The sequence below is a fragment of the Vibrio sp. M260121 genome, from assembly GCF_036533715.1.
In the GTDB taxonomy this organism is placed as follows: Bacteria; Pseudomonadota; Gammaproteobacteria; order Enterobacterales; family Vibrionaceae; genus Vibrio.
Genome location: NZ_JATABF010000036.1, coordinates 13,318 through 39,478, shown reverse-complemented (window position 1 = coordinate 39,478; position 26,161 = coordinate 13,318). Strand labels below are relative to the sequence as shown.

The 26,161-nt window shown below is 47.3% G+C and carries 19 protein-coding genes; 13 read left to right on the top strand and 6 right to left on the bottom strand.

The window, feature by feature from the left end:
* Positions 1 to 288: 288 nt before the first annotated feature.
* A complete protein-coding gene (locus tag QTO06_RS18065) occupies positions 289 to 675 on the bottom strand; it encodes a hypothetical protein (protein WP_331409228.1) in 387 nt (128 codons plus the stop codon).
* A gap of 42 nt (positions 676 to 717) precedes the next feature.
* Positions 718 to 2,709, bottom strand: a complete 1,992-nt coding sequence (locus QTO06_RS18060; protein WP_331409227.1) for a peptidase U32 family protein — start codon at positions 2,707 to 2,709, stop codon at positions 718 to 720.
* A gap of 218 nt (positions 2,710 to 2,927) precedes the next feature.
* On the opposite strand from QTO06_RS18060, the gene QTO06_RS18055 reads away from it, so the two are divergent.
* Positions 2,928 to 3,377 (top strand): DUF302 domain-containing protein, encoded by a 450-nt coding sequence (locus QTO06_RS18055; protein WP_331409225.1) that lies wholly within the window; start codon positions 2,928 to 2,930, stop codon positions 3,375 to 3,377.
* Between the two features lie 5 nt (positions 3,378 to 3,382).
* Here QTO06_RS18055 and QTO06_RS18050 read toward each other — a convergent pair whose 3' ends face one another.
* Both QTO06_RS18050 and QTO06_RS18045 read right to left on the bottom strand, forming a co-directional pair.
* Positions 3,383 to 4,315 (bottom strand): hypothetical protein, encoded by a 933-nt coding sequence (locus QTO06_RS18050; protein WP_331409224.1) that lies wholly within the window; start codon positions 4,313 to 4,315, stop codon positions 3,383 to 3,385.
* A 233-nt stretch (positions 4,316 to 4,548) separates the two neighbouring features.
* On the bottom strand, positions 4,549 to 6,435 hold the full coding sequence (locus QTO06_RS18045; protein WP_331409222.1) for a methyl-accepting chemotaxis protein: 1,887 nt from the start codon (positions 6,433 to 6,435) through the stop codon (positions 4,549 to 4,551).
* Positions 6,436 to 6,752: 317 nt separating this feature from the next.
* Here QTO06_RS18045 and QTO06_RS18040 point away from each other — a divergent pair, with 317 nt between their 5' ends.
* Positions 6,753 to 9,503: a M16 family metallopeptidase gene (locus QTO06_RS18040; protein WP_331409221.1), complete on the top strand. Its 2,751-nt coding sequence runs from the start codon at positions 6,753 to 6,755 to the stop codon at positions 9,501 to 9,503.
* 68 nt (positions 9,504 to 9,571) lie between these two features.
* Here QTO06_RS18040 and QTO06_RS18035 read toward each other — a convergent pair whose 3' ends face one another.
* On the bottom strand, positions 9,572 to 9,898 hold the full coding sequence (locus tag QTO06_RS18035) for a 2Fe-2S iron-sulfur cluster-binding protein (protein WP_331409220.1): 327 nt from the start codon (positions 9,896 to 9,898) through the stop codon (positions 9,572 to 9,574).
* 471 nt (positions 9,899 to 10,369) lie between these two features.
* Here QTO06_RS18035 and QTO06_RS18030 point away from each other — a divergent pair, with 471 nt between their 5' ends.
* Complete coding sequence (locus QTO06_RS18030) at positions 10,370 to 10,801, top strand: Spy/CpxP family protein refolding chaperone (protein ID WP_331409219.1); 432 nt, start codon at positions 10,370 to 10,372, stop codon at positions 10,799 to 10,801.
* A gap of 109 nt (positions 10,802 to 10,910) precedes the next feature.
* On the opposite strand, the gene QTO06_RS18025 is transcribed toward QTO06_RS18030, so the two are convergent.
* Positions 10,911 to 11,297 (bottom strand): DUF2541 family protein, encoded by a 387-nt coding sequence (locus tag QTO06_RS18025; RefSeq protein ID WP_005434277.1) that lies wholly within the window; start codon positions 11,295 to 11,297, stop codon positions 10,911 to 10,913.
* A gap of 505 nt (positions 11,298 to 11,802) precedes the next feature.
* Between QTO06_RS18025 and QTO06_RS18020 the strand changes: the two genes are divergently transcribed.
* The 10 genes from QTO06_RS18020 to QTO06_RS17975 all read left to right on the top strand — a co-directional run bounded on the left by QTO06_RS18020 (position 11,803) and on the right by QTO06_RS17975 (position 25,987).
* Positions 11,803 to 12,780: a LacI family DNA-binding transcriptional regulator gene (locus QTO06_RS18020; RefSeq protein ID WP_005434280.1), complete on the top strand. Its 978-nt coding sequence runs from the start codon at positions 11,803 to 11,805 to the stop codon at positions 12,778 to 12,780.
* Positions 12,781 to 13,172: 392 nt separating this feature from the next.
* On the top strand, positions 13,173 to 14,411 hold the full coding sequence (locus QTO06_RS18015) for an extracellular solute-binding protein (protein WP_045410777.1): 1,239 nt from the start codon (positions 13,173 to 13,175) through the stop codon (positions 14,409 to 14,411).
* 11 nt (positions 14,412 to 14,422) lie between these two features.
* Positions 14,423 to 15,517: a carbohydrate ABC transporter permease gene (locus tag QTO06_RS18010; RefSeq protein WP_005434283.1), complete on the top strand. Its 1,095-nt coding sequence runs from the start codon at positions 14,423 to 14,425 to the stop codon at positions 15,515 to 15,517.
* Positions 15,510 to 16,928 (top strand): carbohydrate ABC transporter permease, encoded by a 1,419-nt coding sequence (locus QTO06_RS18005; protein ID WP_208445371.1) that lies wholly within the window; start codon positions 15,510 to 15,512, stop codon positions 16,926 to 16,928. Before QTO06_RS18010 ends, QTO06_RS18005 begins: the two co-directional genes overlap by 8 nt.
* A gap of 18 nt (positions 16,929 to 16,946) precedes the next feature.
* Positions 16,947 to 19,289, top strand: a complete 2,343-nt coding sequence (locus QTO06_RS18000) for a glycoside hydrolase family 65 protein (RefSeq protein ID WP_331409216.1) — start codon at positions 16,947 to 16,949, stop codon at positions 19,287 to 19,289.
* Positions 19,282 to 19,917 (top strand): beta-phosphoglucomutase, encoded by a 636-nt coding sequence (gene pgmB, locus QTO06_RS17995; RefSeq protein WP_005434287.1) that lies wholly within the window; start codon positions 19,282 to 19,284, stop codon positions 19,915 to 19,917. Before QTO06_RS18000 ends, pgmB begins: the two co-directional genes overlap by 8 nt.
* Before the next feature lie 96 nt (positions 19,918 to 20,013).
* On the top strand, positions 20,014 to 21,147 hold the full coding sequence (locus tag QTO06_RS17990; protein ID WP_039987398.1) for an ABC transporter ATP-binding protein: 1,134 nt from the start codon (positions 20,014 to 20,016) through the stop codon (positions 21,145 to 21,147).
* Between the two features lie 194 nt (positions 21,148 to 21,341).
* Positions 21,342 to 22,346 carry an OmpG porin family protein gene (locus QTO06_RS17985; RefSeq protein WP_005434293.1) on the top strand — a complete coding sequence of 335 codons (1,005 nt, stop codon included), beginning with the start codon at positions 21,342 to 21,344 and terminating at the stop codon, positions 22,344 to 22,346.
* Positions 22,347 to 22,589: 243 nt separating this feature from the next.
* On the top strand, positions 22,590 to 24,071 hold the full coding sequence (locus tag QTO06_RS17980) for a glycoside hydrolase family 32 protein (RefSeq protein ID WP_331409215.1): 1,482 nt from the start codon (positions 22,590 to 22,592) through the stop codon (positions 24,069 to 24,071).
* Entirely contained in the window at positions 24,065 to 25,987 is a 1,923-nt protein-coding gene (locus QTO06_RS17975; protein WP_331409214.1) for an alpha-amylase family protein, read from the top strand. The genes QTO06_RS17980 and QTO06_RS17975 overlap by 7 nt, the downstream gene beginning before the upstream one ends.
* Positions 25,988 to 26,161: the final 174 nt, after the last annotated feature.

The following is a 26,161-nucleotide window of genomic DNA, read 5'->3' as shown; positions in this document are numbered from 1 at the left end:
CACCATATGCACTTAGGTTTATAAACTGAGCTAATTTATTGATTGGGATGAATATTGATGTCAATTATTGGTGGTTAGAGTATTTACTTGATTAATGCTTTTGGTTGGGTGGGAGAGCATTGTTGGGGCGAATAAAATGAATTGCTAATACGATGAGAAAAGTGGATCTTGAGCCCAAAAATAGGCTGGTACAGAGTCAGAATCAGCGGGATAAATTGGATGGCAATTTTGGTGTTCAAAACGGCCATCCAAGAGGTAAAAATCAAGAGCAAAATCGCCTTGAAAGGGTTAAGGGCGATAAAACTTACTGTCGTTGAAAACGTCACGATCACGCGGATCGTTCGATAGGAACATCCACATCTCTTTCATGCTTTGTTCAAAGAAATCTTCTTCAAACACCACCATAGAGCAATGCTCACCAAGCCCAACCACGAAGGGTTCGAGCGCTTCAAACCCAATGCGTTCGATGTCTTCAATATCAATGAAATACAGCTTCTTATCGGTTCTCTGTTCGCTTTCTGCGGGCAATTTGCCTTTACCAAGCACTGAAAAGTTAAGCTCAACGGTTAAGCCCGTACGGTTTTGCTTGAGCTCATAAACTTCTTCCATTTGAGCCATCACGCTGTAGTTCAAATCATCAAAGTAGCTCAGTGTTTCTTGCTTCATTGGGTGCATAAGTTTTCCATAAATTGTGCAGTTGAATCTGATGAGATTCCGTTACAAGCCTTTCAAGTATTGAGCGTTTGCCGTCGGGTGAATAGTGGTATTAAGAGCTTCAGCATGCTGCTCATTGTGTTCATTCAGCAGAGCGGTAAAGGCATCGATCAATTCAGGTTTGGTCATCGAGACTTTGGTTTCTGTCTGGATGTCGCGTAGGTCGATCAACACGTCAGTTAACAGTTGCGGCAAATCTTGCAGCATTTGTAGGTTCAACACGTTGTGCTCGCTGTAGATCGAGTTGTGACTGCCTTTTTGTTTTTGCACCACATACGGGTTGTCTTTTAGGTTGATGATCGATGTGCGCTTGTCACAACGCTTCAAACAGCCTTTGTTAACCTTAATTTTGCGGCAACCTTCGGTTTGTTGGAACAAACACTGGCGACTGGTCAGCAGAGTGTTCGGGTGGTAAATGCTGTAGTAGCTGCGCATGTTGTGCGGGCGCTTAATGTGGCGCATCTGCTTCATGTTCAGCTCGTTAGAGATAAACGCACCGCTTGCGGCGAACTCTTCTTGCAAACATTTGAACGAGTAGGAGTTCACCGTGTTCATCTGCGGGCCTGCAACCCAACCTAATCCCAGCTCTTGAGCCAAAATGCCCACGCCAGAGTTATTGGTGATCGACAATTCTGGTTTCACTGCTTCTAAGAATGCACGTGCGGCTTGGTAATCGTCACCAATCAAAATCGCAGGGAACCAAGGTTTCAATCTTGGGGTTGCTTGGAACAACTCAATCATCGCATTCAGTTCACCCGCCAATCCCATTGGTAGCTGGAAATACACATCGACATTGCTGTCTTCGCATAGTGCGGTGTCTTCTACGGATGAAATCAAGACAGATAGCTTCGGAGCGCCTTCGCGAATATCTGGTTGAGGCAGCGTCGGCAAAGTCGGTACATCAATCGCACCCTTTAGGCTGCTGCCAGAAGTTTGCGTTGAAGTCACATCAAAATCTTGAGTCTTCTCTGCAACCTTCTCAATGATTGCGGTTTTGTCATCGTAGAGCTTCTTCTTCACGCCTTGCACATCATCGGCGGATTCGCATTTGTAGATCTTTGTGAAGTGTTTCACTGCGTGATCGCGAGGGTTATCGATGTACATCGCTTTACCGAAATCACCTTGCAAAAACGCGTTAGAGAAATCGCGGTTAAATACGGTGTACAACTCTGTGGTGTCGTTTGACAATTCTACGCCTTCGCACAAGCGATCAATCTGTTTACGCCAGTTATCGACTACGGTGTAAACGTAGTGGGATTTCTTAATGCGGCCTTCCACTTTCAACGAATACACGCCCGCATCGGCAAGCGCTTCTAGATCGCCAAATGCTGAGTTGTCCTTCATGTTGAGAGGGTAGCTGTTACCTGTTTTGGTGGTTTCGTACTGTTCACGGCAAGGCTGGCTACAACGACCACGGTTGCCCGAAGCACCGTTGCGCGCAGAACTGATGTAACAGATGCCAGAGAAACCAATGCAGTAAGAGCCGTGCACAAACACTTCCATCATCACGTCATGCTCACGACCAAACTGAGCCAGATGCTTGATCTCATTGATGTTCAGTTCACGAGAGAGGTTCACGCGGCTCGCCGTTAACTGGTTAAGGAACAAGATCTGTCCCTCGTTGTGCGTGTTGAGCTGGGTTGAAGCGTGTACGTCTAGATCTGGGAAATGATTCTTGAGAATGTAAGCCAAACCAAGATCTTGCACGATCACGCCATCAATTGCGGTGGTGTTTAATTGGCTAAGCAAACGCACGATGGCTGGGATTTCGCTTTCCAGAATCAACACGTTCAGAGTCAGGAAGATCTTACAGTTGTGCTGATGAGCTAGCGTCAGCACGCCATTCAAGTTATCTAAAGTGAGATTGGTCGCTCGGTTGCGGGCATTAAAACGGTCTAGTCCGCAGTAGATAGCATCGGCACCCGCAGCAATGGCAGCTTTGATGGAATCCAGATCGCCGCCCGGGGCTAATAACTCAAATTGATCGCGTGTCACTAGTTATCTCTTACTCAGTAAAATAGGTCACGTATTTTATGTGCTTCACGGTTTTAATGTTGGACTGATTAACGCTTTATTAATCTGAATCAATTTTCACTCTGAGTCGGTCTATTGTTGATAAGGAAAGCCGAAAATCAAACACGAGCAGGTCGCGAGTCTGGGGCTTGGCTTCTATAGTTTTTGGGTAGTGAGATCGAAGCATAAGGAATCAGCAGATGGTAAAAGCAATAACGGTAGGATTGGTCGTAGTGTTGGCGTCGTTTTCCTCTTTGGCAGAAGAAAGTGTAGTACGAGTCGCGAGTCAACATTCGGTGCAAGATACCGCGAATAAGTTTGTCGAAATCGCGCAAAGTAAGGGCTTAAACGTCTTTGCGCGTGTGAATCACCAAGAGAATGCGGCTAAGGTCGATATGGCGCTACGACCAACCGAAGTGATTGTGTTTGGTAATCCCAAAGTGGGCACACCGTTGATGCAATGTGCCCAAGAAGTCGCGATCGATTTGCCGCAAAAAGTGCTGGTTTATGAAGATGCAGAAGGCAAAACTTGGCTCGCTTACAACAACCCTATGTATCTAAAAGAGCGCCACAAGATTGAAGGGTGTGACGAGGTGTTGACCAAAGTCAGTGGTGTGCTGAGTAAGCTCACAGGCGCGGCTGCGAAGTAGTTTCCTCATGCTGCTCGCGGTCTTTCCATGTGTGAGCAGCATTCAGCAAGCCAACCGTTACGGTGAGCGGCATTGTAAGCACCTCGACAACAGCGCAGCCAATCTCGTTTACTTGAGAAATAGGACGCGCTGCCTTTACAGATCTTAAGCGTCCATTTTGAACGTGCAGAACGCATGTGGGCGCAGCACCTTTTCATCCAATTATTTCGGTGGGCGGCGAAGTAGGCTCCGCTGCATCCTTCTTGCCACGCTGTTCGTGTTTTGTAATCTGCCGCGCTTCTCATGCAGGCATCCAACGTCCATTTCTTTTGTGTTCTTGGTTCGCCCATATGAGCGCAACATTGCTCTAGCCACCCTCGATTTCTTGCTGCTTGATAGGCGCTTTTACAATGGCTAATCCATTCCGTACGAGTTTTGAACGGTCGGGCACTTCGGATACAGGCTGATAAGTTCCACTTGAGTTCGATTGGTTTCATGTGGACGCAGCAGTCTTCTAGCCAACCGTTACGGTTAGCCGCGTTGTAAGCGCCGCTGCATCCGCGCTGCCAGTCTGATCGAGTTTTGTACCGTTTGGCGTTTTCAGCGCAGGTTTCAAACGTCCACTTTTTCCCAGTTCGAGAAGGGAGCATGTGGGCGCAGCAATCTTCTACCCAGCCGTTTTTTCTGGCGGCATGGTAGGCGCTCTTACAGCCATGATTCCATGCAGAGCGTGTCTTGTATTTAGAGGCGCTTTGTTTGCATTTCTCGTACGTCCATTTCAATCCAACGCGCTGCATATGAGCGCAACATTGGTCGAGCCAGCCGTTGCGATAAGCCGCGCTGTAAGCCGCTTTGCATCCCTCACACCACTCCGTGCGAGTCTTGAATTTTGCTGCACTTTGCTTGCACAGTTCTAGGTTCCATTTGCCCCGTTTTTTGGGTAGGTCCATAAGATTCATAAGCGCACCCCTTCAAAAGTTTCTGAATAAGGTTGAAAAGCCGTTTCCCTAAAAGTTTTGCCTATCTTGCTCTCTGAGGAATTTACTGATGTTGATAGGCGATAATGTTGATTGTGTTGCTTTTATGTACGGTTATTCGGGGCTTTCGGGGCAAATTAAGCCGAATTTACAGGCGGGAAAAACAACAAACCCCGCAACATTACGGGGTTTGAAATTAATGGTTGAAGTGGGTATTACGCCAGTTTGAAGGTTGCCACTTTCGAGTTGAGATCTTCTGCTTGAGACTTCAACTCAGATGACTGATTCATCGACTCTTCTGCACCGATAACCAAGTGGTCCGTCACGTCTTTGATTGAAGTAACGTTTTGGGTGATTTCATTGGTCACGTGGGTTTGCTCTTCTGCGGCGGTGGCGATTTGGGTTGCCATATCGCTGATCATCGCCACTGCCGAGTTGATTTCATCCAGCGCTTGAGAAGCACGGTCAGCATCTTCTACCGAGCCTACTGCCAGTTCAGAGCTGCGTTCCATCAAAGTAACGGCACGCTGAGTCGTGCGTTGTAGCGTTTCGATGGTGGATTTGATCTCTTCTGTTGATGTATGAGTGCGTTGAGATAGAACACGAACTTCATCCGCAACCACAGCAAAACCACGGCCTTGTTCGCCTGCACGCGCAGCTTCAATCGCGGCGTTCAATGCAAGTAGGTTAGTCTGCTCTGCAATGTCACGAATGGTCGACAGCACGGTATTGATGTCTTGAGCGTGCTGGTTTAGTTCACTGATCACGCCGCTGGCTTGGTTCACTTCCGAAGACAGGTTGTTGATCGAGTCTTTGGTGTTCACTACCAACGCATGACCATTTTGTGTGCTCACGGAAGAGTCCTGTGCCACTTTCGCCGTTTGCTCAGCATGAGAAGCGATCTCTTGCGTCGCAGAAGCCATTTCCGTTACTGCCGTTGCCACAAGTGTGATTTCTTGTTGCTGGTGGTTTAGCTCGTCAACGGATTGGTTTGCACGTTTGGTGCTCAGCTCTGACTGATGATTCAAGTCTTCCGCTTGGTGACGAATGTGGCCGATAAGTTGCTGAAGGCTGGCAACAAACTGGTTGAAGTTCTCTGCCAATTCACCCACTTCATCGCGGTTCTCGACTTTGATGCGCTGAGTTAAATCACCGCTACCATTAGCGATTTGCGATAGAGCATTAGAAACGTTGTAAAGCGGACGGAATAGGATATTACACAGCAGGTTAAACAAGGCCACACAGATGATCACTACGATAGTCGTCGCGATGATTTGGCCCCAAACTGCGTCGTAAAGTGGGGCAACCAAAGAGTCATTATCCAGAACCGTGACCGTTGTTAGTTTAGTGCCATTGATGGCTTTCGCGTAAACCACGAAGTCTTTGCCATTGATGGACACAGTACGATCTTGACCAGAATTTGCTGCCGCTGTGATATCGCTGTTGTTCAGCCCCAATTTGCTGACAGGCTGGTTAAGCAGTTTGCTGTCATTGTGGGTGAAGATATTGCCTTGGTCGTTGGCGATAAACATGTAACCTTCACCAGGCAGAATCACTTGGTTCAGGCTATTTAGGATGTCACCGATTTCCACGTCTGCACCTAGCACGCTGGTTTGACCGTGAAGTTGCAATGCTTTACCCAAAGACACCACGTTCGCGCCAGTTGCTGCAGCGACAGTAGGGTTGTCCATAAAGACTTTCGAAGGGTTTGCGATTGCGTTGGTGTACCAACCCCATTGACGAGGATCGTCGTTACCCGGTGGCAGGACAACACCGTTCGCGTTGTCTTGAGAACCGTCTGGATACGCAAGGAAGACGTTATCAAACGCGGCAGAATCACGAACTTGTTTTAGGTGGGTCACAATGGCGGATTTCTCAGCATCTTGTGATAGTGATGTGAGTGCGCGCTCTTTCGACAGCAGCCAATCGCTCACATATTGGTTGTAAGATGCGCTGGTACTTTCTAGGCGTTGCGCGACTTCAACATCAAGTCGCTCCAAAGCATCACGGAAAGACAGCCCCTCCACCAACACTCCCCCGAGGATGATGGCAGCACTGGCAGAAATCGCCAGCTTGTTCTTCAAAGATAAATTCTTAAGCATAAAGGTATCGTTGGCTCTTATATTTATAAAAATGGGTGTTTCGCGCGAACATTATATTTTAGTGGTCAAAATAAATTCCGATCTATGTCGCGTATTTGAGTCGTATTAACCTCGGTGCGCAAATATTAAACAATGTGTATTGCCTTTTTGCGCTAACTTGATTAATAGCGAAGTGTTATCTAAGACGTTGTAAAACCTTCTCATTTTATAAAATGTGAGCTAGATCTTACTATTCAGGCGTAGTTTTCATATTAAATATCAAGCATATGGCGTGCTCGATATATTGCCTCAATTGATTATTATTAGGGACGATAGTTATGCGTAGCACGTTGTTACTCACCGCATTGTTGCTGTCAGGGTGTGCTCTGACTCCCCAATCGACACCGCTTCAAACCGATCCGAATTGGTACGTTGATCAACTGCCTAATGGGATGAAATACCACATTTATCCAACCCAAGATGAAGAAGTCTCGGTACGTTTGATGATGAACGTTGGCTCCTTCCAAGAAGACGCGACTCAAAAAGGCTACGCGCACTTTATTGAGCACATGGCGTTCAACGGCAGCACTCACTTTTCTGGCAATGATGTTGTAAAGCTGTTTGAAGCATCAGGCGGCAGCTTTGGTGCAGATATTAATGCCACGACGACCTATCAACAGACGACCTACAAGCTTGATCTTGCTAATCCGAGTAAGCTGGATGATGCGTTAACGTGGATGCGTGATATCAGTGATGGCATCGAGTTTGATCCAACGCAGGTTGAAAAAGAAAAAGGGGTGATTCTAGGGGAGTGGCGTCGCGCGAGACCTGATGATAAATCGCTATCTTTTAACGCGTATCAAGCTTCGATTGAAGGCACGCCTTATGCGGAGCACGATCCGATTGGCACGCGCAGCTCAATAGAGAACACGACCTCACCAGCGTTAAAAGCGTTCTATGACAAGTGGTATCAGCCGCAATACGCAGAGTTAATTGTCACAGGTAATGTTGATGTCGAATCCATCTCAAAGATCATTGAGAACAAGTTCTCTAACTGGGAAAGTGTTTCTAATGCGGCAGTAGAGAAGCGTCGTGATATTCGAGTGAATAACGCTAATCGCATTTTACCAAGCAGTAAGATGGAATCACCGAGCCTGCATTTGGTCATCGATCGAGATTCTGTTACTCGACAAACCATGCAGCAACAACACAAAGCTTGGCAAGATGAGTTGAGCGCCCAGTTGATCCAACAACGCTTACTGACGGTGTTGAATGATGCGGCGGAATCGTTCCAATACGCTTATGCGCAACCTTATTCTTCCAACTATCATCGCATGATGTCGGCGGGGGTTTCTTTTGCTCCTGAGCGCCGTGACAACATCCAACAAATCTTCTTGAATACACTGACCTCGCTGCGTGATTACGGTGTGACTCAAGAGGAACTGGATGGCGTGATGTCGGGCTGGTATGGCGAACTGTCTAACCTAGATGCTGACTGGGCGAAGCGAAAGCCTGCTGGTTATGCAGAAGCGCGAGTGTATCAATTGGAGCGAGATTCAGTATCGCAATCCAAACAAGGGTATGAGCAAAGCTTAGCCACCTTCGTCGCTGCTAATGACCTTAATCACGCGAACGATGAGCTGGAAGCCCTGTTATCGGAACCAGCGAATTTTGTGATGGGGTTAGGTAGAACGGAAAACAAAGAACAGTTCGCAGGTGAGTTTGCGTTGTTAAGCGCAGCTTACGCACAAGCCGGTGAAAAGCCGCTTGAGATGTACGCGAAAACCGATGGTTTTATTCAGCCAACTAAAGAAGGTGACATCACCGCCGTTCGAGAAGAGAAAGGCGGTTTCCAAGTTTATTCACTCTCAAATGGCATCGAAGTTTGGTTCCAGAAAGATGAGAAAGCGGCGAACCGAGCCTACATTTACTTAGCTAGCCAAGGTGGTAAGGCTGCGCTTGATAAATCACTCTATCCTGCGTTTGAGGTAGCGACCATGGCAGCCGCACGCAGTGGGTTGGGGGACTTCTCAGGTTCTGAACTCGACAGCTACTTGCGCAAAAACGACATTTCACTCTTCCCAATCCTTGGGCCAACGAATCACGGCATTGAGGTCATCACACCCAAAGCACATTTAGCCAGTGCCATGAATGGTCTGTATAACGTGGCGACGGAAATCAAAGTCGATGAGCGTCAACTCGAAGCGGTAAAACGTGAATACGTTCAGCAGCGACGCGCTTTCTTTGAATCACCAATGGGTCAGTGGATTAAGGCCGCAAATGAAAACGCATACTTGCCGAACAGTCGCCATCGCCTTTTGTCCATTAATGGCGCAGAGAACGTCACTCCGGAGCAAGTGCTTGCGATGCATGAAGCCTTGTTCAAGCATAACTACGGTTACAAAATGATCATTGTAGCCGATGTCGAACCTGAGCAGATCACACCATTGCTGCGCAAGTATGTTGCATCGATTGATCTAAAACCGGCCACGCCTGTGGATTACCATATTGAGTTTGATCCCAATGCAGAAAGTCGTTTGGTCATGGCCGCAGGTAACGAGCCATCTTCGCTGTATTTGCTGCGTTTAACCAATGAACGAGAGTCTCCGAGAATGGCACGTGATACGGTGGTTGAAGACATGCTGCAACGTATAGCTGCTGCGCGTGTTACCGCACAATTACGTGAAGAAGCAAGCTTGGATTACAGCCCTGGTATCTACCCCATTACACAAGATAGGGAACAAGTTTCAGATTGGTTCTTTGAATCACAAATCGATCCAAAAGACGTCGACAAGATGGACGCTCAGCTGGATAAAATCTTTGATGGTCTAGCGAAAAACATCACGCAAAAAGAAGTCGATACGGCCGCTAAACAACTTGCGGTTTCTATGAAAGATATGGATGACAATCCGGGACAACGCAGTTGGTCATATACTCGCTACTTAGTGCATGATTACGGGCTTGATGTATTGCTGAATGTTGATAAAGCAGCGCAAAGCGTCACGTTAGAAGAGGTGAGGGCGAAAGCGAAACAGGCCTTTGGTAGCAAAGCCAAACGCACCACCATCATTTTAAATCCCCAACAATAATCATCAAAAAGGGCGACATTTGTGTCGCCCTTTGTTTTTGCGCGGTAAGGTAAACTCGATTACCCGTTTTAACCGCACTGGCAAGGCGTGGTTTCGCCTGTCTTTATTTGTTGCTTGTACGCTTTAACGGCTTCTTTTCTTGCTGCATCAAGATCAGGGCGACGCACCACGACTTTCATCCCCGATTTAGGTTTTACCTTGCAAGCGTAACGAGGCTCACCGTCCACTTCCACTTTGCATACATGACAGCAACCGTGTTTGCGTTTGTTCTTCAAACAAGGTGCGGCGATATTCACTTTGACCTTGCGTGCCACCTCAACCAGATTTTGGTCGTCAGGTGAAAGGGTGATTTGGTGGTGATCAATCTCGATGATTGCAGGTTTAAAGATAAACATAGGCTCTTAAATTACTGTTATACCCAAGTGACTTCAAGATGCAGGATTCAGAGCGTTGTCATTGATTCGAGGTCAAGGAAAGCAACGCAGCGTAATAGCTAGCTCTTTCCAAGTTGTTTGACGCAGAAATCGGGTCAATGACACGCTCCCGAAGGGCGAGTTGACTTGGCTTGTATACTTTGTTGTCGATTCTTGATTTGGACCCACCAAACCTTTAAATCGCCGCCGCGTCTACAAACCAAGTCATTCTCGCTGAACCTAGCATCTCGAGGTTACTTGGGTATAAATAATGACTAAGACGACGGACAAAAGAAAAAGACGAAGGAAATTGGAAATTATTTGTCGTTTTTGTCATATCAGTTTTTGCTTGTTTTTGTGACGGAAAGTCTCATATTTGTCAGGTGCAGGAAACCATGTGGTATCGATTGAGTCTCACCTAACTCCAAACTGAAGTTAATGAAGGTTCCCCCAATGAAACGCTACCTATTGTCGACGATTCTACTACTAAGCAGCGCAAATGTATTTGCAGAAGCAGCACCAACTCAACCTGCAGCGCCAAAACCATTCGGTTTAGAGAGCATTACGGCTGATCAACAAGCGAAGATCGAAGAAATTCAAATCAATTTAAGCAGCAAACTAGCGGGTCAGCAGGATCCTAAAGCAGTACAAGAAAGCGCGAAGCAGTTCGAGAAGCTAGTGAAAGCGTCTTCTTTTGATGAAGCAAAAGCTAAGCAACTTATCCAACAAGCGCATGCAAAACAGCTAGACACGCAGCTGGCTCAACTTAAAGCACAGCATGACATCTACAATGTTTTAACCGCAGAGCAAAAGTCGAGGCTAGAGAAGCGTCAACAGGAGCAACTTAAAAAGTTAGAAGCGATGAAGCAGCAACAAGCGCAGTAATCGAAATCACTTTTTACTCCCCCTATAGAATGTAAAAGGCCCTCTAACTGAGGGCCTTCATCGTTTAAATTATCGCGAGTAAATCAGGTTTAACTGACGTCAATAACGATTAATCGTTCTTCTCTTTACCGTAAACGCGTACGCCCGCTTTAGAGCCTTCAGAGTTACCGTATACTTCGATGTTTTTCACACAGCGACGGTAACCGAAGTAACGCCAGTCTGTCATCTTGTCTTTCTTTAAATCACGGTGGAAGCGAATCGTTTTTTCGTCACCGTTTTGGAATCGCACAACGACCTTTCTTAGTTCTAGGTCTTTCTCTGCTTTCACTTTGATCGCATTGGTGTTGCGGCAAATCACCATTGGGATTTTTGCAGCTAGGTTACCGTGCTCAAGCAAGATAGTACGACCTAAAGTGAATTTATCGTCTGCGTGTGCAGGAGCGATAAGTGTTGTTGCAGCCAATGCTGCCGTGATAATAGCGGTATAAATTCTCATTTAAAAAATCACCAAAACACAGGAGCGCGAATCATAGTCGAGAGGAATGAAAAACAGCTAGCAATATTTTCTGATGTGGATGAAGTTTCACAATTCGCTGACTTTAGGCGAAGAAAGCATCAGTTGTATTAGGGAAGGGGGTGAGACTGATATCTGGCGGTTTTCATCGCTCACAGATAGCCCAATAAGGATTACGTAAATTGATTTACGTAATTTCTGAGCTGACAGTGCGAGAAAAATGTCCGGTTTCTGAGTGCTTTCTCGACGTTCGTTATCAGCCTGTTGTGCTGATATTCATCTTGTTTCTATTCTAACTGTCAGATTATTCGATGTTTTTATAAAAGAATGGGCCTTGTCTGTGCTTGTGCTTATTGGTTTTATACAAAATGTGACATATGAGTCATAAGTTTACGCTTTGCTATCGTTTTACGTATTTCTCGCTTGCTTTTTCTCTGTTTACTCACATAATGAACGTAAATTTTACGTTTTGCCGTAGGAGAGCGCCGTGAGTGCACCAAAAACTGATGCGGAACTGAAGAAAGCGACCATACACGAAGCTGCAAAAATTGCTGGTGTATCAATCGCTTCTGTTAGTCGAGCTCTAAATAATAAACCGGGGATCAGCGAAAAAACGCGTAAAAAGATTCTCGATATATGCAAAGAGTTGGGTTATGTACCAAGCACGTCTGCACGTGAATTGACTGGTAGTCACAAAAATACCATCGCAATTTCGCTTGGTCCGCACGATTTTTACGCTTCTCGTTACCTCGGTATGCTATGGCCTTCTTTGTCTGCTTCCATCCGTAATTCTGGACGCAATTTGTTGCCAGTAAGCTTTGGAGAAGTGGATTTAGAGCAGGTTGGCGGCGCGATTTTACTTGGTATTACCCACAACGACCCACGCATCGAAACCTGTAAAGAGATGGACTTGCCTTACGTTTGTATCGGCATGAGTGAAGGCTCTTTTTGGGTAGCTCCAGATGATTTCAATGGCGGCCGTGAAGCTACGCAACACCTTGTCGATAAAGGGCTAACAGACATTTGCTTTGTGACGCCAACGACTTATGGCGACGGTTATCAGTTCCGTCACCAAGGTTACATGTCGGTGATGGCAAGCAATGCACTTCCTGTTCGAGAGCTTAGAACAGGGGCTGATCCACTGGGTGAAATCGCGGCTTATCGTTACTTCATGAACATTGATAAAAAGCAGCTTGAGGGCTATCAAGGCTTTGTTTGTGAGTGTGACGAAACGGCACTTGGTGTTATCGCGGCACTAAAAGATCGAGGTTACACGCTACCAGATGACTTCTCTGTTGTGGGTTACGATGGTTTACCTGGTATTTCACGTGAACTCACGACTATTGAGCAAGACACTGACAAGATCGCGGCGCGTGTTGCGAGCATGCTAGAGCAAGCCATGCTGCGTGAACAGCCTGTTGGCTCCGTTGTTCCTGTGTCTCTGAAGTTAGGTAAAACCAGCTAACTCTCATTCCTCATATTGGTAATCAAAAGCAAAGAGCATGGCTGAATCCATGCTCTTTTTGTTTACGGCTTTCATCCTCTTCTTACCCATTTCTTTGTTTCTCCGTTTCCTATCTCCAGTCGAGTTTTATTAATCGTTATCTCTGTATCTGTTTTACGTAAATTTTTCGTAAGAATGAGATGGTCTTACGAATCACATTTCGTTACATAACGGCCTTTTATGGCGTTTTTCTGAATTTACGAGCGAAAAATGCACCATTTTTGTAAGCGAGATCACCATTCTTGTGCGTTCTGATACGTAACTGAGTTTTTTGTGATCATCTTAACGTAAGCGCTTACGTTAATTTCGCATAATACCCTCAGATTTTGAAAGAAATGGGATTTGAGGGCGAGATGAAAAAAACAATATTGGCAGTATCCCTACTAGCTGCTGGCCTATCTGCAAACGCAGTTGCAAATACAGAAGTCACGATTGCCGGCTGGGGCGGTAATGATGTTGTGGTTCTGAACAAGTTGGTGAACGAGGTACTTGCTGACGATTTTGATAAAGCAGGTCTTACTGTTAAATATCAAGCAGTTGAAGGCGATTTTTCTCAGTTTATTACTAACTCTCTTTCAGCTGGCACTGCACCAGACGCCTTCTATATCGACGTTGTATTCGCTAACACGTTAGTTAACTCTGGCAAAGTTTCTCCAAATAACAGCAGCTTAGAAAAAGTCGCGACCAACATGATCCCAAGCTTGAACTCGGCGTTTACGTTAGAAGGTAAACAGTACGGCGTAGCTAAGGATTTCAACACAATTGCACTGCAGTACAACAAAGACATTTTTGATGATGCTGAAGTCGCTTACCCAACGAATCAAGACTCTTGGGAAGATTTACGTAAAAAACTACTGGATGTGAAAGATGCGCTAGCAGATGAAGTGTCTGGTATCTGCGTTATGCCTGATTACGCGCGTTTTGCACCCTTTGCGCTCGCAACAGGCTGGACGCCATTCAACGCTGAAGGCAAAACCGTTCTGGATGAGAACTTCGAGCGTGCATTTAACTTCTACACTGGCTTAGTTACCGAAGACAAAGTGGGCATTTTGGCGACTGACCTTGGTCAAGGCTGGGGCGGCGGCTGTTTCGGTACGGAAGAAACGGCAATCGCGCTAGAAGGTAACTGGATCAGTGGTTACTTACGCGATAAAGCGCCAAACCTGCCTTATGGCACAACGTTGATGCCAAAAGATCCAGTAAGCGGTGAACGTGGCAACCTACTGTTTACTGTTGCTTGGGGCGTAAATGCAGATGGTAAGAACATCGAAGCGACGCAAAAAGCGGTAGAGATCCTAACTAGCCAAAAAGCACAAGAATGGGTGTTGGATTCAGGTCTTGCTCTGCCAAGCCGTGAAGCGCTTGGTAAGTCAGAGTTCTTTGCGCAGCAAAAAGCAGAAAACGAACTGGCAAAACAAGTGTTTGAAGGTGCTCTTGAAGGAAATGTAGAGCCATTCGCATTTGGTAACTACGGCACAGCATGGATGACTCCGATTAATGAAGCATTGAATTCAGTGTTGCTTGGTCAGATGACGCAGAAAGAAGCGATCAAGATGGCGCAAGCTAAATACGATGCACTGATGGCGAAATAACGGGGCGAGGGATGAACTCTTTACGTTTACGCCAACAAGTTTACGGATGGCTCCTAGCTGGGCCATTTGTACTGACTTTGGTGGTGTTCTTTCTATACGCATTGATCAGAACGGTTTACTTCAGCTTTACCGAGTACGACTTGTTCAGCGATGCAATCTGGGTTGGTTTAGCGAACTTTAAAGCTCTGCTTACTGACGATTTATTTCTGCTTTCACTGGCAAACACCATTTGGTTCTCGTTAATCGTGACCTGTGTACAAACCGTGTTAGCACTTGGCTTAGCGATTTTGGTGAACTCTAAAATTCGCGCCAAAAGCTTCTTTAGAACCGCATTTTACTTACCAAGTATTTTGTCGAGTGCCGCGGTGACACTGATCTTCATTTGGTTCTACCAAAAGAACGGGTATCTGAACGGCTTTGTAACCGATGTGGTGAACCATTACCCGCACTTGAGCTGCTTTGTGCTTGTCGCTATCGCTACTCAGTTTGTGTTGGTAACCAAAGACCGTTTGAAAGGTTTACCGGTAGGTTGGTTGGACCCAGCATGGGGCATTCTCTCTTTCATTGTTGCGGGTGTGGCGACTTTCGTAGCCAGCGCAATGGGCTGGGTAGAAGTGACAGACCAAATCGTGGAAGTGAACTGGTTGAACACGCGTGACAATGTGGGGCCGATGCCTTTAACGCTTTGGGCAATCGTGATTCAGAACATTTACACCACTATCCCGACCTTCATGTTGCTGTTCCTAGCAGGCTTGCAAGGCATTCCGGGTGAGCTTTACGAAGCGGCGCACATTGATGGTGCGAACAAGTGGCAGCAACACTGGAACATTACGATTCCTCAGTTAGCACCGGTGACATTCGTGGTCGTGACTTTCTCGATTATCGGTACGCTACAAATGTTTGACCAAGTAGCACTACTTGGCTCGGCAGCTCCGTTGGAATCACGTATTACGCTGGCTTACTACGTTTACCACAACGCCTTCCCACCGGGTGGCACGCCACAAATCGGCATGGCAAGCGCAGCAGCATTGGTATTGGCATTCATCACGTTGGCAGTGGTTTATCTGCAGAAAATCTTTGGTGTGAAGGAGAAAGCAGATGACTAATCCCGTTTCAACCATGAATCACGATGATGCGAAACCTATGGCATCAATGGAAGAAATTTCCAAGTTCCAAGCGCGTCGTCGCTGGGCAAAAGTGGCGTGGGTTTACAGTGCGTTGCTACTGGTTGCGACCGTCATGCTAGGTACGTTCGTGGTGGCTTTCTTAGCGAGTTTGAAAGATGACCCACTAGAGCAGCCATTTAAGTTCAACTTTGCACAGGTTCAACCAAGCAATTGGGGTGCCGCTTACCAACTCGGTAAAGAAGGTAACGATGCACCAATGTTCGGTGGTTTTGCTCCGGGCGCAGAAGTGAACTTCACTGTGACTTACGCGGTGGAAGACGGCAAAGCGCTGGCAACGCCAGAGATTGAAGTGCCACGCCGTCGTCCAGGTACAGGTATGGCTGCGGCTATCGTGACCGACTTTGCTGCCGATTACGCACAAGTCAGCGAGCCAGTGCTGGTAGACACCAACGACAACGTGACGTTTGTAGAGAAGCGTGGTCGTCGTGAACTGACTAAGCAAGGTCACAGCCAAACGTGGGCATTTTCCATCAAGTATCAAGGGCAAGGTCCTGAGATTGCAACGCTACCCCTAACGGTAGAAGCGCCGCGCGGCCAAGTGCTGATTGATAGCACGCTAGCGCCAAGCAAGATGGAACGTCGTGGCCGTGTCGCGGCATGGGATAACGCAGCGCCGGGTGTGATTGGTTATGTATTTAAGTCTTACGTTCGCGTGTACACCGAATCAGTAAGCCTAGATACAGGTAAGAGCTTATTTATGAGCTGGACCATCAACTCGTTCTTCATTGCGATTGGTAAGGTGATTCTGACCCTGTTCTTTGCATGTACTGCGGGTTATGCCTTAGCTCGATTGAAGTTCACTGGTGCGCGTGCTGTGTTCGCTTTCATGTTGTTCAGCATGATGATTCCGGGCCAAGTAACGTTCATCTCTAACTACTTAATTTATAAAGATATCGGCTTATTGAATACACCATGGGCGGTCATCACCGCGGTCGTCGCTTCGGGTCAGGTTCTGATCATGAAACAGTTCTTCGAGAACATTCCGAAAGAACTGGAAGAAGCAGCAATTGTAGATGGCGCAAGCCCTGCTGTGATTCTTTGGAAGGTATTTATGCCACTGGCGAAGCCAGCCATCTTGTCGGTCACCATCCTTGGTTTCCAAGGCGCTTGGAACGACTTCTTCTGGCCGCTTGTGGTGATTAACAGCCCAGCTGACGCGTTCACGCTTCCTGTTGGTCTATTGAGTTTACGTAACGCCTATGGCGTAGCAGGTGACTGGAACCTGATCTTGGCGGGGGCTTTCCTGTCAACAATCCCAGTACTGATTGTATTTATGGTTTTCCAACGTTACTTCGTGGGTAACGACATTTCTTCCGCTGTTAAAGGTTAAATTTCGGGGATATTTAAGATGTTTATGAACTACAACGCTGGTCAAGGCGAACTAAAAAACTGGATCGTTGAAGAGACGGCGTTTGACTCAGCTTTCCAAGGCAAATGTGAAGTGGTAATGAGCCAAGGTAATGGCTACATGGGTGCGCGTAGTGCAACGGAAGAAAAATACGTGGGCCAAGTTCGCAACCTTTTCGTTGCTGGTACTTACAACAAGTTTGATGCAGACGAAGTAACTGAGCTGCCAAACTCTGCAGACATGAGCTCGATTGAAATCTTCATCGATGGTCGCCGTTTCCACCTAGAAACAGGTGAAGTGAGCAACTACTCTCGTCGCCTAAACGTGAAAAACGGTGAGCTAATCCGTGAATTCACATGGACAAACAACGAAGGTAAGAGCTTTGAGATGCGCTTCCGTCGCTTCTTCTCGCAAGCAAACCTTCACCTAATGGCATTCGACGTTCAAGTAAAAGCACTGAACAACGATGCGAAAATCGAGATCCGCTCTGGTGTGGATGCGCAGCTTTCTAACTCAGGTGCCCAGCACTTCCACGAAGGCGAAAAGCGTATCTACGACAAGCGTTTTATCGAGCTTCTACAGCACACAACAGAGAGCAAAGTAGACTTTGTATTCCTAACGTCTCACCGCTACCTAGTTGATGGCCAAGAGACAGAAATCGACCCATCACTTGCGATGGACCGTCGTAAAGTATGGGTAAACATCAACTACGATCTGAAAGCGGGCGAAACGTTCGGCACAGAAAAAGTCGGTGTGGTTCATACGTCACGCGATAAGCAGTTCGATGTGGAAGGTTACGAGCTTCAAGCACTTCGTGACCACGCACTGACGAACCTAAAAAACAACGCTGACCGCAGCTTTGATGAACTTCTAGAAGAGAGCGCAGCAGAGTGGGATAAGCGTTGGGCAGGCATGAACATCACTATCGGTGGTTGTGATTTCGACCAACTTGCGATCCGTTTTGCTCAATACCAGTTGAACATTTTCACGCCAATGCATGACTCTCGCTTCGGTATCGGTGCGAAAGGTCTATCTGGCGAAGGCTACAAAGGTCACTCGTTCTGGGATACAGAAGTATTCATGCTTCCGTTTTTCATCTACACCATGCCAGAAGTGGCGCGCAGCCTACTTGAGTACCGCTTTAAGACGCTAGATGGCGCTCGTAAGAAAGCAAAAGACAACGGCTACATTGGTGCACAGTTCCCATGGGAATCGGCACTAACGGGTGAAGAAGTAACGCCAGTATGGGGCGCAGTAGACATCATCACGGGTAAGTCGACGAAGATTTGGTCTGGCTTTATCGAGCAGCACATCACGTGTGACATCACTTACGCATTGTGGCAGTACTACCAAATCACTGGCGATCAGAAGTTCATGGACGACATGGGCTACGAGATCATGTTCGACACAGCAACGTTCTGGACAAGCCGCCTAGATTGGCTAGAAGACCGCAACATGTGGGGTATCTGTGACGTAATCGGTCCTGATGAGTACAAAGAGCACATCGACAACAACGCGTTCACTAACTACATGGCGGTAGAGAACATCAAACTAGCGATTCGTTACTACGAGGATCTAGAAGCGTCGAATCCAGAGCTACTGGCTAAGCTGTCTGACAAGCTAAATCTAGTGGAAGCTCGTCAAATGTGGCTAGACCGCGTAGACAACATCTACCTACCTAAGCCACGTGCTGAAGATAAGGTAATCCCACAGGATGACACTTACCTACAGAAAGAAATCATCGACCTGACTAAGTACAAAGAGCAGCCATTCGTTGGTGGTCTTTTCCAAGACTACAACCTAGAACAGGTTAACGACATGCAGGTTTCTAAGCAGGCGGACATCATGGTGCTGTTCCTACAGCAAGAAGATAAGTTCGACCTAGAAACCAAGCTGGCTAACTGGAACTACTACGAGCCGAAGACGCTACACGATTCGTCGCTAAGTCTGTCTACGCACTCGGTATTGGCATCAGATGTTGGTAACCCAGAGCTGTCTTACGACCTGTTCCAACAAGCCGCGTCTATCGATATCGGTCAGAACATGAAGAGCTCGGATCACGGCATTCACGCGGCGTCTATCGGCGGCATGTGGCAGTGTGTGGTTTACGGCTTCGGCGGTGTTCGTATGCTAGGTGGCAACCTGCGTATCAACCCTAACCTTCCTAAGCAATGGGAAAGCCTGAACTTCCCAATCTACTGGAAAGGTGAGCGTCTAGAAGTGACCGTTGACCAAGAGCAAGTTCGCATCGAGCGCCCTGAGTTCAACGGCCAAGTGTTAAACATCGAAGTTGCAGGTGAGCCACGTGTTATCGATTCAACAGAGGTGACGTTCAATGTGTAAGGCATTTATTTTCGACCTAGATGGCGTTATCACGGATACGGCTGAGTTGCACTACCAAGCGTGGCAACGTATGGCGAACGAAGAAGGTTACTACTTCGACCGTGAAATCAATGAGCAGCTACGTGGCGTATCTCGTCAAGCGTCGCTGAACATCATCTTGAACGGCAAAGAGATCAGCGAAGAGAAGTTTGCTGAGCTAATGAAGCGTAAGAACGATTACTACGTGGATCTGCTGAACACGATTTCTGCGAAAGACGTTCTACCGGGTATTGAGCAATTCCTACTTGAGCTAAACGCACGTGGCATCAAAGTGGCACTGGCGTCAGCAAGTAAGAATGCTCGTCCTATCCTGCACCGTCTTGGCTTAACACCACTGTTTGATGCTATCGGTGATGGTTGGTCAGTTAATCGCTCTAAGCCAGCGCCAGACGTGTTCATCCACGCAGCAGGCCAAGTGGGCGTAAACGCTGACGAGTGTATCGTAGTTGAAGACGCAGAAGCGGGTGTAGACGCAGCAAAAGAAGCAGGCATGCGCGTCGTAGGCATCGGTCCTAACGACCGTGTTGGTCACGCAACATGGCGCTTCGATGACACCAAAGGCATTAACTTGGGTGAGATCCTAGGTTAATCCAAAATAAGAAGTGTGGTGGGGCAGTCGTTGATATCGGCGTGCTGCCCCCGAATCACCTAAAGCCCAGACTCTTAAAGAATTATAGGTAGAACAATGGCACGTTTAGAACTGAAGAACATCAACAAAATTTATCCTGATGGTGCGCACATCATCAAGGATGCCAACCTGACCATTGAAGACGGTGAATTCACGGTATTCGTTGGGCCATCAGGCTGTGGTAAGTCAACCATGCTGCGTATGGTCGCAGGTTTGGAAGAGATTTCATCAGGGGACATGTGCTTAGACGGTGAGGTGGTTAACAACCTTTCACCAACCGATCGTGGGATTGGCATGGTGTTCCAATCTTATGCGCTTTACCCGCACATGACGGTCTACGAAAACATCGCTTTTGGCCTAAAACTGGCGAAGAAAAGCAAAGACGATATTGATTCAGCAGTGCGTCAGGTAGCGGAAATGCTAGAGCTGACAAACCTTCTGAAACAAAAACCAAGTCAACTATCGGGTGGTCAGCGTCAGCGTGTGGCGATTGGTCGTGCGATCGTTCGCAATCCGAAGTTGTTCCTACTTGATGAGCCGCTATCTAACCTAGACGCATCCTTACGTGTTCGTATGCGTTTGCAGTTAGCGGAATACCACAAAAAACTCAAATCTACCGTGATTTACGTAACCCACGATCAGGTTGAAGCTATGACGCTAGCCGACAAAATCGTGGTACTTCGCGCAGGTGTTGTAGAGCAAGTTGGCTCGCCTCTGGAGCTGTACTACTTCCCTCAAACACTGTTCGTAGCGGGCTTTATCGGCTCTCCAAAAATGAACCTTCTGCCTGCGACACTGGTTTCTGCTTGTGATGAAAAAGCAACGGTAGAAGTGGGTGACTACACCTTCCAAGCGGACGTAAACGCAAAAGGCGCAACACAAGGCGCATTGATGACGCTTGGTATCCGCCCTGAAGACATCCACCTTGATGAAGAAGGTGTGGGTGTGATTGTTGAGGGCTTCGAACGCCTAGGGACAGAATCACTGCTTTACACCACGCTAGTACGCGGTGGTCAGGAAGTATTGGTTCGCGTGCCAGGTACTGTGCATGTCGAAATCGGCCAGCGTTTGAACATCCGCATTCCGGCTGAGAAATGTCACTTATTCGATAGCAAGGGGCACGCGTTCCAACGTGGTATGACGTTGGACGATTTGATTACGCCTCCGCCGCAAGTCAAACAAGCTATCTAATTCGGCGTACGCCGACACCATTCTAAAAATAATAAAAAAGCCCGCTACAGCGGCGGGCTTAGGATTACTGCATTCAAAATTCGGGTTCTGGATGAATTTTGAATGTGACCTTAATGCCTGTTGGCGCAGGCATCAAAAAAACTATCCCGTTGGCGCGGGACAGACAGTAACGACGAAATAATAAGGTAAACATCATGAAAAAAACAGTAGTGGCTTCTTCCATCCTCTTTAGCTTGACCCTTTCAGGATACGCTTTTGCCGAAGAAGAGAAGAAAGAAACGCAGGACGCTGAGCTTGCTGTAAAAGTGGAACAACTGAAAGCGGATTACTCAACCGCAGAACTGCTCACCGCATTGGACGTGCCAAAGCAGGAAGAAGCGAAGTTCCACGGCACACTGGGCACCAACGTGGAAGTGGAACGCGTGATCCGCGATGACGGCGTGAACGAAGGTAAAGTGAAATACACTTTGCTGCAAGGTAACTTCCGCCACGATGATTTACCAGGTTGGGACTTCGGTTTCTACTCTGGCCGTGAAGAACTGTTCAACGGCAACCTAAAACACGCGAAATACGACAAAGGCGTGAACGCAATTCAAGAGATCTTTGTGAACCGCAGCTACGGTCACGACAAAGGTCACATCGGTTGGGGTGTAAAACTGGCGGGTGAAAGTATTGATAAACGTACCACGCCAGAAGCAAAAGTATTCGGTTCTTACCAACTGACTAACAATTTAGAAATGCACGGCTACGCGCTTTACCACGTGGAATACAAACGCGGTACAGGTGAGTTCCCATACTGGGAAGTGGAGCCGGGCTTTGGCTACAAAATCTCTGACAACTCAGGCGCATGGCTAAACTTCCGCTACCAAGTCGGTGAGTGGAACGCAAAAGACGGTTACGCAGAAACGGAAACCGAATGGATCATCAAACCGGGTATCTGGTACAGCTGGGGCAAACTGTCGGCGTCTCTATGGGGTGAATTTGGTTCATTCGAGAAAGAGCGCAATTCAGACAGCGCACACCTATGGACTGAGGATTACTCAAAAATCGGTATCTCAGCGAACTACCCACTGTCTAAGAGCTGGCGCATGTTCGGTGAGGCAAGCTACAAGAAACTTGACCTAGAAAGCGGCCCAGAGCGTGATGCGTTCGATGGTTACATCCCGCTGTTCATCCTAGGTGTGAACTACAGCTTCTAAACCCCAATAGCTTTCTCCTCTGGGGGAGAGGAGGAAGCTATTTGCTTATGAAGTGCCCATTCTGCTTGCCTTTTGGACGCTAACTTGTCCCGAAGGGTTAAGTTATTTGAAGGGTACTTAGAGTAAGCCTTGTTTTGGACGCGCTTTGGCAGCAACGACTTTGTCCGGGAGTTCTATGGGACTCCTTTTTTCTTCCTGCTGGTTCGCTCAAACCAAGTTTTACTTACAACGATCAGATTTGCTATGACAGAAAAATATCGCCCATACCTTCACATGACGCCAGATTCGGGTTGGATGAACGATCCAAACGGATTGGTGTTCTTCAATGGTCATTATCACCAGTTCTACCAGTATTACCCAAGCGATACGGTTTGGGGACCAATGCACTGGGGACACAAAATCAGTACTAACCTGATAGATTGGCAAGAGCTTGAGCCTGCGCTGTATCCGGATGAATCTGGCATGTGCTTCTCGGGCAGTGCGATTGTCGATTGGCATAACACCTCAGGTTTATTTGAGGCCGACAAACCAGGCTTATTGGCGTTCTACACGTCGTTCATTCAGCCTAAAGTGATACTGGCTGATGGCACTAAAGTTGAAGATCCAATTCAACAGCAGTCTCTCGCTTATAGCCAAGATGGCATGACGTGGAAGAAGTTCGCCAACGGTGCACCGATCATTACTGCACGGGGCAATCCGGATTTCCGTGATCCTAAGGTGATTTGGCATGAGCAAAGCCAAGCGTGGGTGATGGTGGTGTCCTGCGGTCAGCATATCGAGTTTTACCGTTCGACCAACCTATTGGATTGGCGTTTAGTGAGCGAGTTTGGCTACCGTCATGGTGCGCACAGTAAAGGCCCGTGGGAATGCCCAGACTTGTTTGAACTTCCTATCGAAGGCTGGCAAGAAACACGATGGGTATTGGTGGTTGGCATCGGTGAAGGGGCTCACTGTGGCGGAGCAGGTACGCAGTATTTTATCGGTGACTTTGATGGCGAAACCTTCATCAATCACAATCATCCAGAGACCGTATTCTGGCTCGATTTCGGTCGTGATTACTACGCGACTCAGTCTTTCTCTGATATCCCAGCTGAAGACGGTCGCCGTATCGTCAGTACATGGATGAGTAATCATCAGTACTCGCTTGAGTTACCAACCCAAGAGTTTCGCAGTTCGATGGCTATGCCTCGTGAGCTCTTCCTGTTTGAAGGGAAAGCAGGGTTACGCGTTGGACAACGCTTTGTAAGAGAGCTTAATCAGGCGTTAAGTCTTGATGTGCAAACGCCAGAGCCAAGTGACGAACAAGCGATTAGCCTCTACAGCTTGCAAGAAGTCATGAAGTTCAGCGCTGATGTGGCGCTACAAGACACACAAACGTTGCACCTGAATGTGTACCAAGATAATCCGGCTTACTTTGAGTTTGTTTGTGTCGAGCAAGGCATAGAAGTGCGCTCTGTACGTCGTGGTCAGTTCGGCTCGGAACGCATTGATGAACACTTCCCACACGACTATCGCGTGACCTTACCGATTGAGAATGAATTCCAAGTCGAAGTGTTGATCGACAAAGGCTCAGTCGAGTTGCTGATCAATGCTGGCCAATACAGCTTTACCAACCTTGTTTACGCCAAAGAAACGCAAGCAAGTGTCGCCCTAAATGTGGATAGCGGCTCGCTGGCACTGCGCAACGTTCAAGTATCTAGCTTGGCAGGAGAGAAAACATGTTAAACGAACGACAAACCCAGCAAGCTCTGCAACAAGTTCTTGATTCGGTTGAATTGCCAAAGCTAACCAAGAAAGATGAGAAGGTGTTTCTTGAACGTCTGGCGCAGCACTTTCCATCTTTAGTTGGGCAACTGCACACGCTTTATGGTGAGCGTTATGACTTCTTCTTGCACCTACAAAAGCTGGTGGTTGTGCTTGCCAAAGCCTTTGCAGGTCGCAAACGCAAATGGAAGAACTTGGATGAGAAGCGTCTCGGTAATCCAAGTTGGTACCGCAGTGAAAAGATGCTCGGTATGGCGGTGTATGTGGACTTGTTTGCGGGTGATTTGAAAAAGCTACAATTGAAGATCCCATACCTCAAGTCTCTGGGGATTAACTATCTGCATCTGATGCCGCTTTACAAAGCACCAGAAGGGGACAGCGATGGCGGCTATGCCGTGTCGGATTACCGCAAGGTCGATCCAAAGCTAGGCACAGAGAAAGATCTGGCGCAGTTAGCAGAGGCATTAAGTGATGAAGGCATCAGCCTAGTGCTGGACTTCGTGTTCAACCACACCTCAGATGAACACCACTGGGCGGAGCAAGCGCGTAAAGGCAACCCTGAGTTTGAAGACTTTTATTACTTCTTCACGGGTAAGCAAGAAGTGGATGAGTACAATCAAACTTGCCGCGAGATCTTCCCAACTGTTCGTCGTGGCAGCTTCACTTTCTTAGAAGATGTAGAGAAGTACGTTTGGACAACCTTCAACAGCTTCCAATGGGATCTCAATTACTCAAACCCCGCGGTGTTCAATGCGATTACCGATGAGATGTTGTTCCTTGCCAATATTGGTTGTGAAGGATTACGTCTTGATGCGCTGGCGTTCATCTGGAAAGAGAAATGGACCCAATGTGAAAGCTTGCCGAAGGCACATACTCTGATTCAGTGTTTCAACACCTGTTTGCAGATTGCAGCGCCTGCTGTGTTATTCAAATCAGAAGCGATTGTGCACCCAGACGAAGTGGCACAATACATCGACGAAGAAGAGTGTCAGTTGTCCTACAACCCACTGATGATGGCGCTGATGTGGGAAAGTTTGGCAACACGTGAAACCAAGTTACTGACGGCATCATTAAAGAAAAGCTTCGAGATTTCAGACCAGTGTTCATGGGTGAACTACATTCGTTGTCACGACGATATTGGTTGGACGTTTGATGATGCAGTCGCTGAGCAGCTTGGCATTAATGGCTATGAGCATCGCCGCTTCCTAAACCAGTTCTACACTGGCAAATTCGACGGTTCATTCTCTCAGGGTGTGCCATTCCAAGAAAATCCAACCACGGGCGATTGCCGCGTATGTGGCTCTTTGGCCTCTCTTGCTGGGCTAGAAAAAGCGATAGAAGCAGATGACTCACAAGCGATTGAGCACGCATTGAAGCGTATTCGTCTGCTTAACAGCATCAACTTAAGCATCGGTGGTATTCCGCTGATTTATCAAGGTGATGAGCTAGGTATCTTGAACGATCACAGCTACTTGAATGATGAGTTTAAACGCGAAGATGCGCGCTGGGTTAACCGTCCTCAAATCAGCGCAGAAGCGATCGCATTAGCAGAAACCAGAGGCAGCTATCAGCATCGTATTCACAGTGACTTGCTGCAAATGGTCAGTTTGCGCCGTCAAAGCCCAGTATTTGGCGTGGCGAAAACCGAGATCCTAGAAACTTATCGTCCACATCTGTTTGCTTACTGCCGACAGCATGACAATGGCGATAAACTGCTGGCAGTGTGCAACTTCAGCGAGCATGAGCAACGAATCCCAATGTCGATTTGTGACGTTCTAGGCTCACGCCAAGTCGCAGACATCCTAACGGGAGACGAGAAAACTGGCGAGGAACTGGTCATGGGCGCATACGACGTCGTCTGGCTAAAAGCCAAGTAACTTCGACGGTTGATCACCCCAAAAAACAAGGGCACGGAATGTGCCCTTTTGTCGTTTTTGAGCCAAAGTAATCTTCACTCTTATAGTGAATGCTAAGTAAACAATCACTCGGAAATAAAATAAGGTGCGCGTATTCTCTATTTTGCTTCTAAGTTTCGGTATTTGGATTATATT

What these genes read in the sequence shown, in the direction of transcription:
- QTO06_RS18065 (WP_331409228.1), bottom strand. Translation starts at nt 675, where the DNA reads ATGCACCCAATGAAGCAAGAAACACTGAGCTACTTTGATGATTTGAAC.
- QTO06_RS18055 (WP_331409225.1), top strand. Translation starts at nt 2,928, where the DNA reads ATGGTAAAAGCAATAACGGTAGGATTGGTCGTAGTGTTGGCGTCGTTT.
- QTO06_RS18050 (WP_331409224.1), bottom strand. Translation starts at nt 4,315, where the DNA reads ATGAATCTTATGGACCTACCCAAAAAACGGGGCAAATGGAACCTAGAA.
- QTO06_RS18045 (WP_331409222.1), bottom strand. Translation starts at nt 6,435, where the DNA reads ATGCTTAAGAATTTATCTTTGAAGAACAAGCTGGCGATTTCTGCCAGT.
- QTO06_RS18040 (WP_331409221.1), top strand. Translation starts at nt 6,753, where the DNA reads ATGCGTAGCACGTTGTTACTCACCGCATTGTTGCTGTCAGGGTGTGCT.
- QTO06_RS18035 (WP_331409220.1), bottom strand. Translation starts at nt 9,898, where the DNA reads ATGTTTATCTTTAAACCTGCAATCATCGAGATTGATCACCACCAAATC.
- QTO06_RS18030 (WP_331409219.1), top strand. Translation starts at nt 10,370, where the DNA reads ATGAAACGCTACCTATTGTCGACGATTCTACTACTAAGCAGCGCAAAT.
- QTO06_RS18025 (WP_005434277.1), bottom strand. Translation starts at nt 11,297, where the DNA reads ATGAGAATTTATACCGCTATTATCACGGCAGCATTGGCTGCAACAACA.
- QTO06_RS18015 (WP_045410777.1), top strand. Translation starts at nt 13,173, where the DNA reads ATGAAAAAAACAATATTGGCAGTATCCCTACTAGCTGCTGGCCTATCT.
- QTO06_RS18010 (WP_005434283.1), top strand. Translation starts at nt 14,423, where the DNA reads ATGAACTCTTTACGTTTACGCCAACAAGTTTACGGATGGCTCCTAGCT.
- QTO06_RS18005 (WP_208445371.1), top strand. Translation starts at nt 15,510, where the DNA reads ATGACTAATCCCGTTTCAACCATGAATCACGATGATGCGAAACCTATG.
- QTO06_RS18000 (WP_331409216.1), top strand. Translation starts at nt 16,947, where the DNA reads ATGTTTATGAACTACAACGCTGGTCAAGGCGAACTAAAAAACTGGATC.
- pgmB (WP_005434287.1), top strand. Translation starts at nt 19,282, where the DNA reads ATGTGTAAGGCATTTATTTTCGACCTAGATGGCGTTATCACGGATACG.
- QTO06_RS17990 (WP_039987398.1), top strand. Translation starts at nt 20,014, where the DNA reads ATGGCACGTTTAGAACTGAAGAACATCAACAAAATTTATCCTGATGGT.
- QTO06_RS17985 (WP_005434293.1), top strand. Translation starts at nt 21,342, where the DNA reads ATGAAAAAAACAGTAGTGGCTTCTTCCATCCTCTTTAGCTTGACCCTT.
- QTO06_RS17980 (WP_331409215.1), top strand. Translation starts at nt 22,590, where the DNA reads ATGACAGAAAAATATCGCCCATACCTTCACATGACGCCAGATTCGGGT.
- QTO06_RS17975 (WP_331409214.1), top strand. Translation starts at nt 24,065, where the DNA reads ATGTTAAACGAACGACAAACCCAGCAAGCTCTGCAACAAGTTCTTGAT.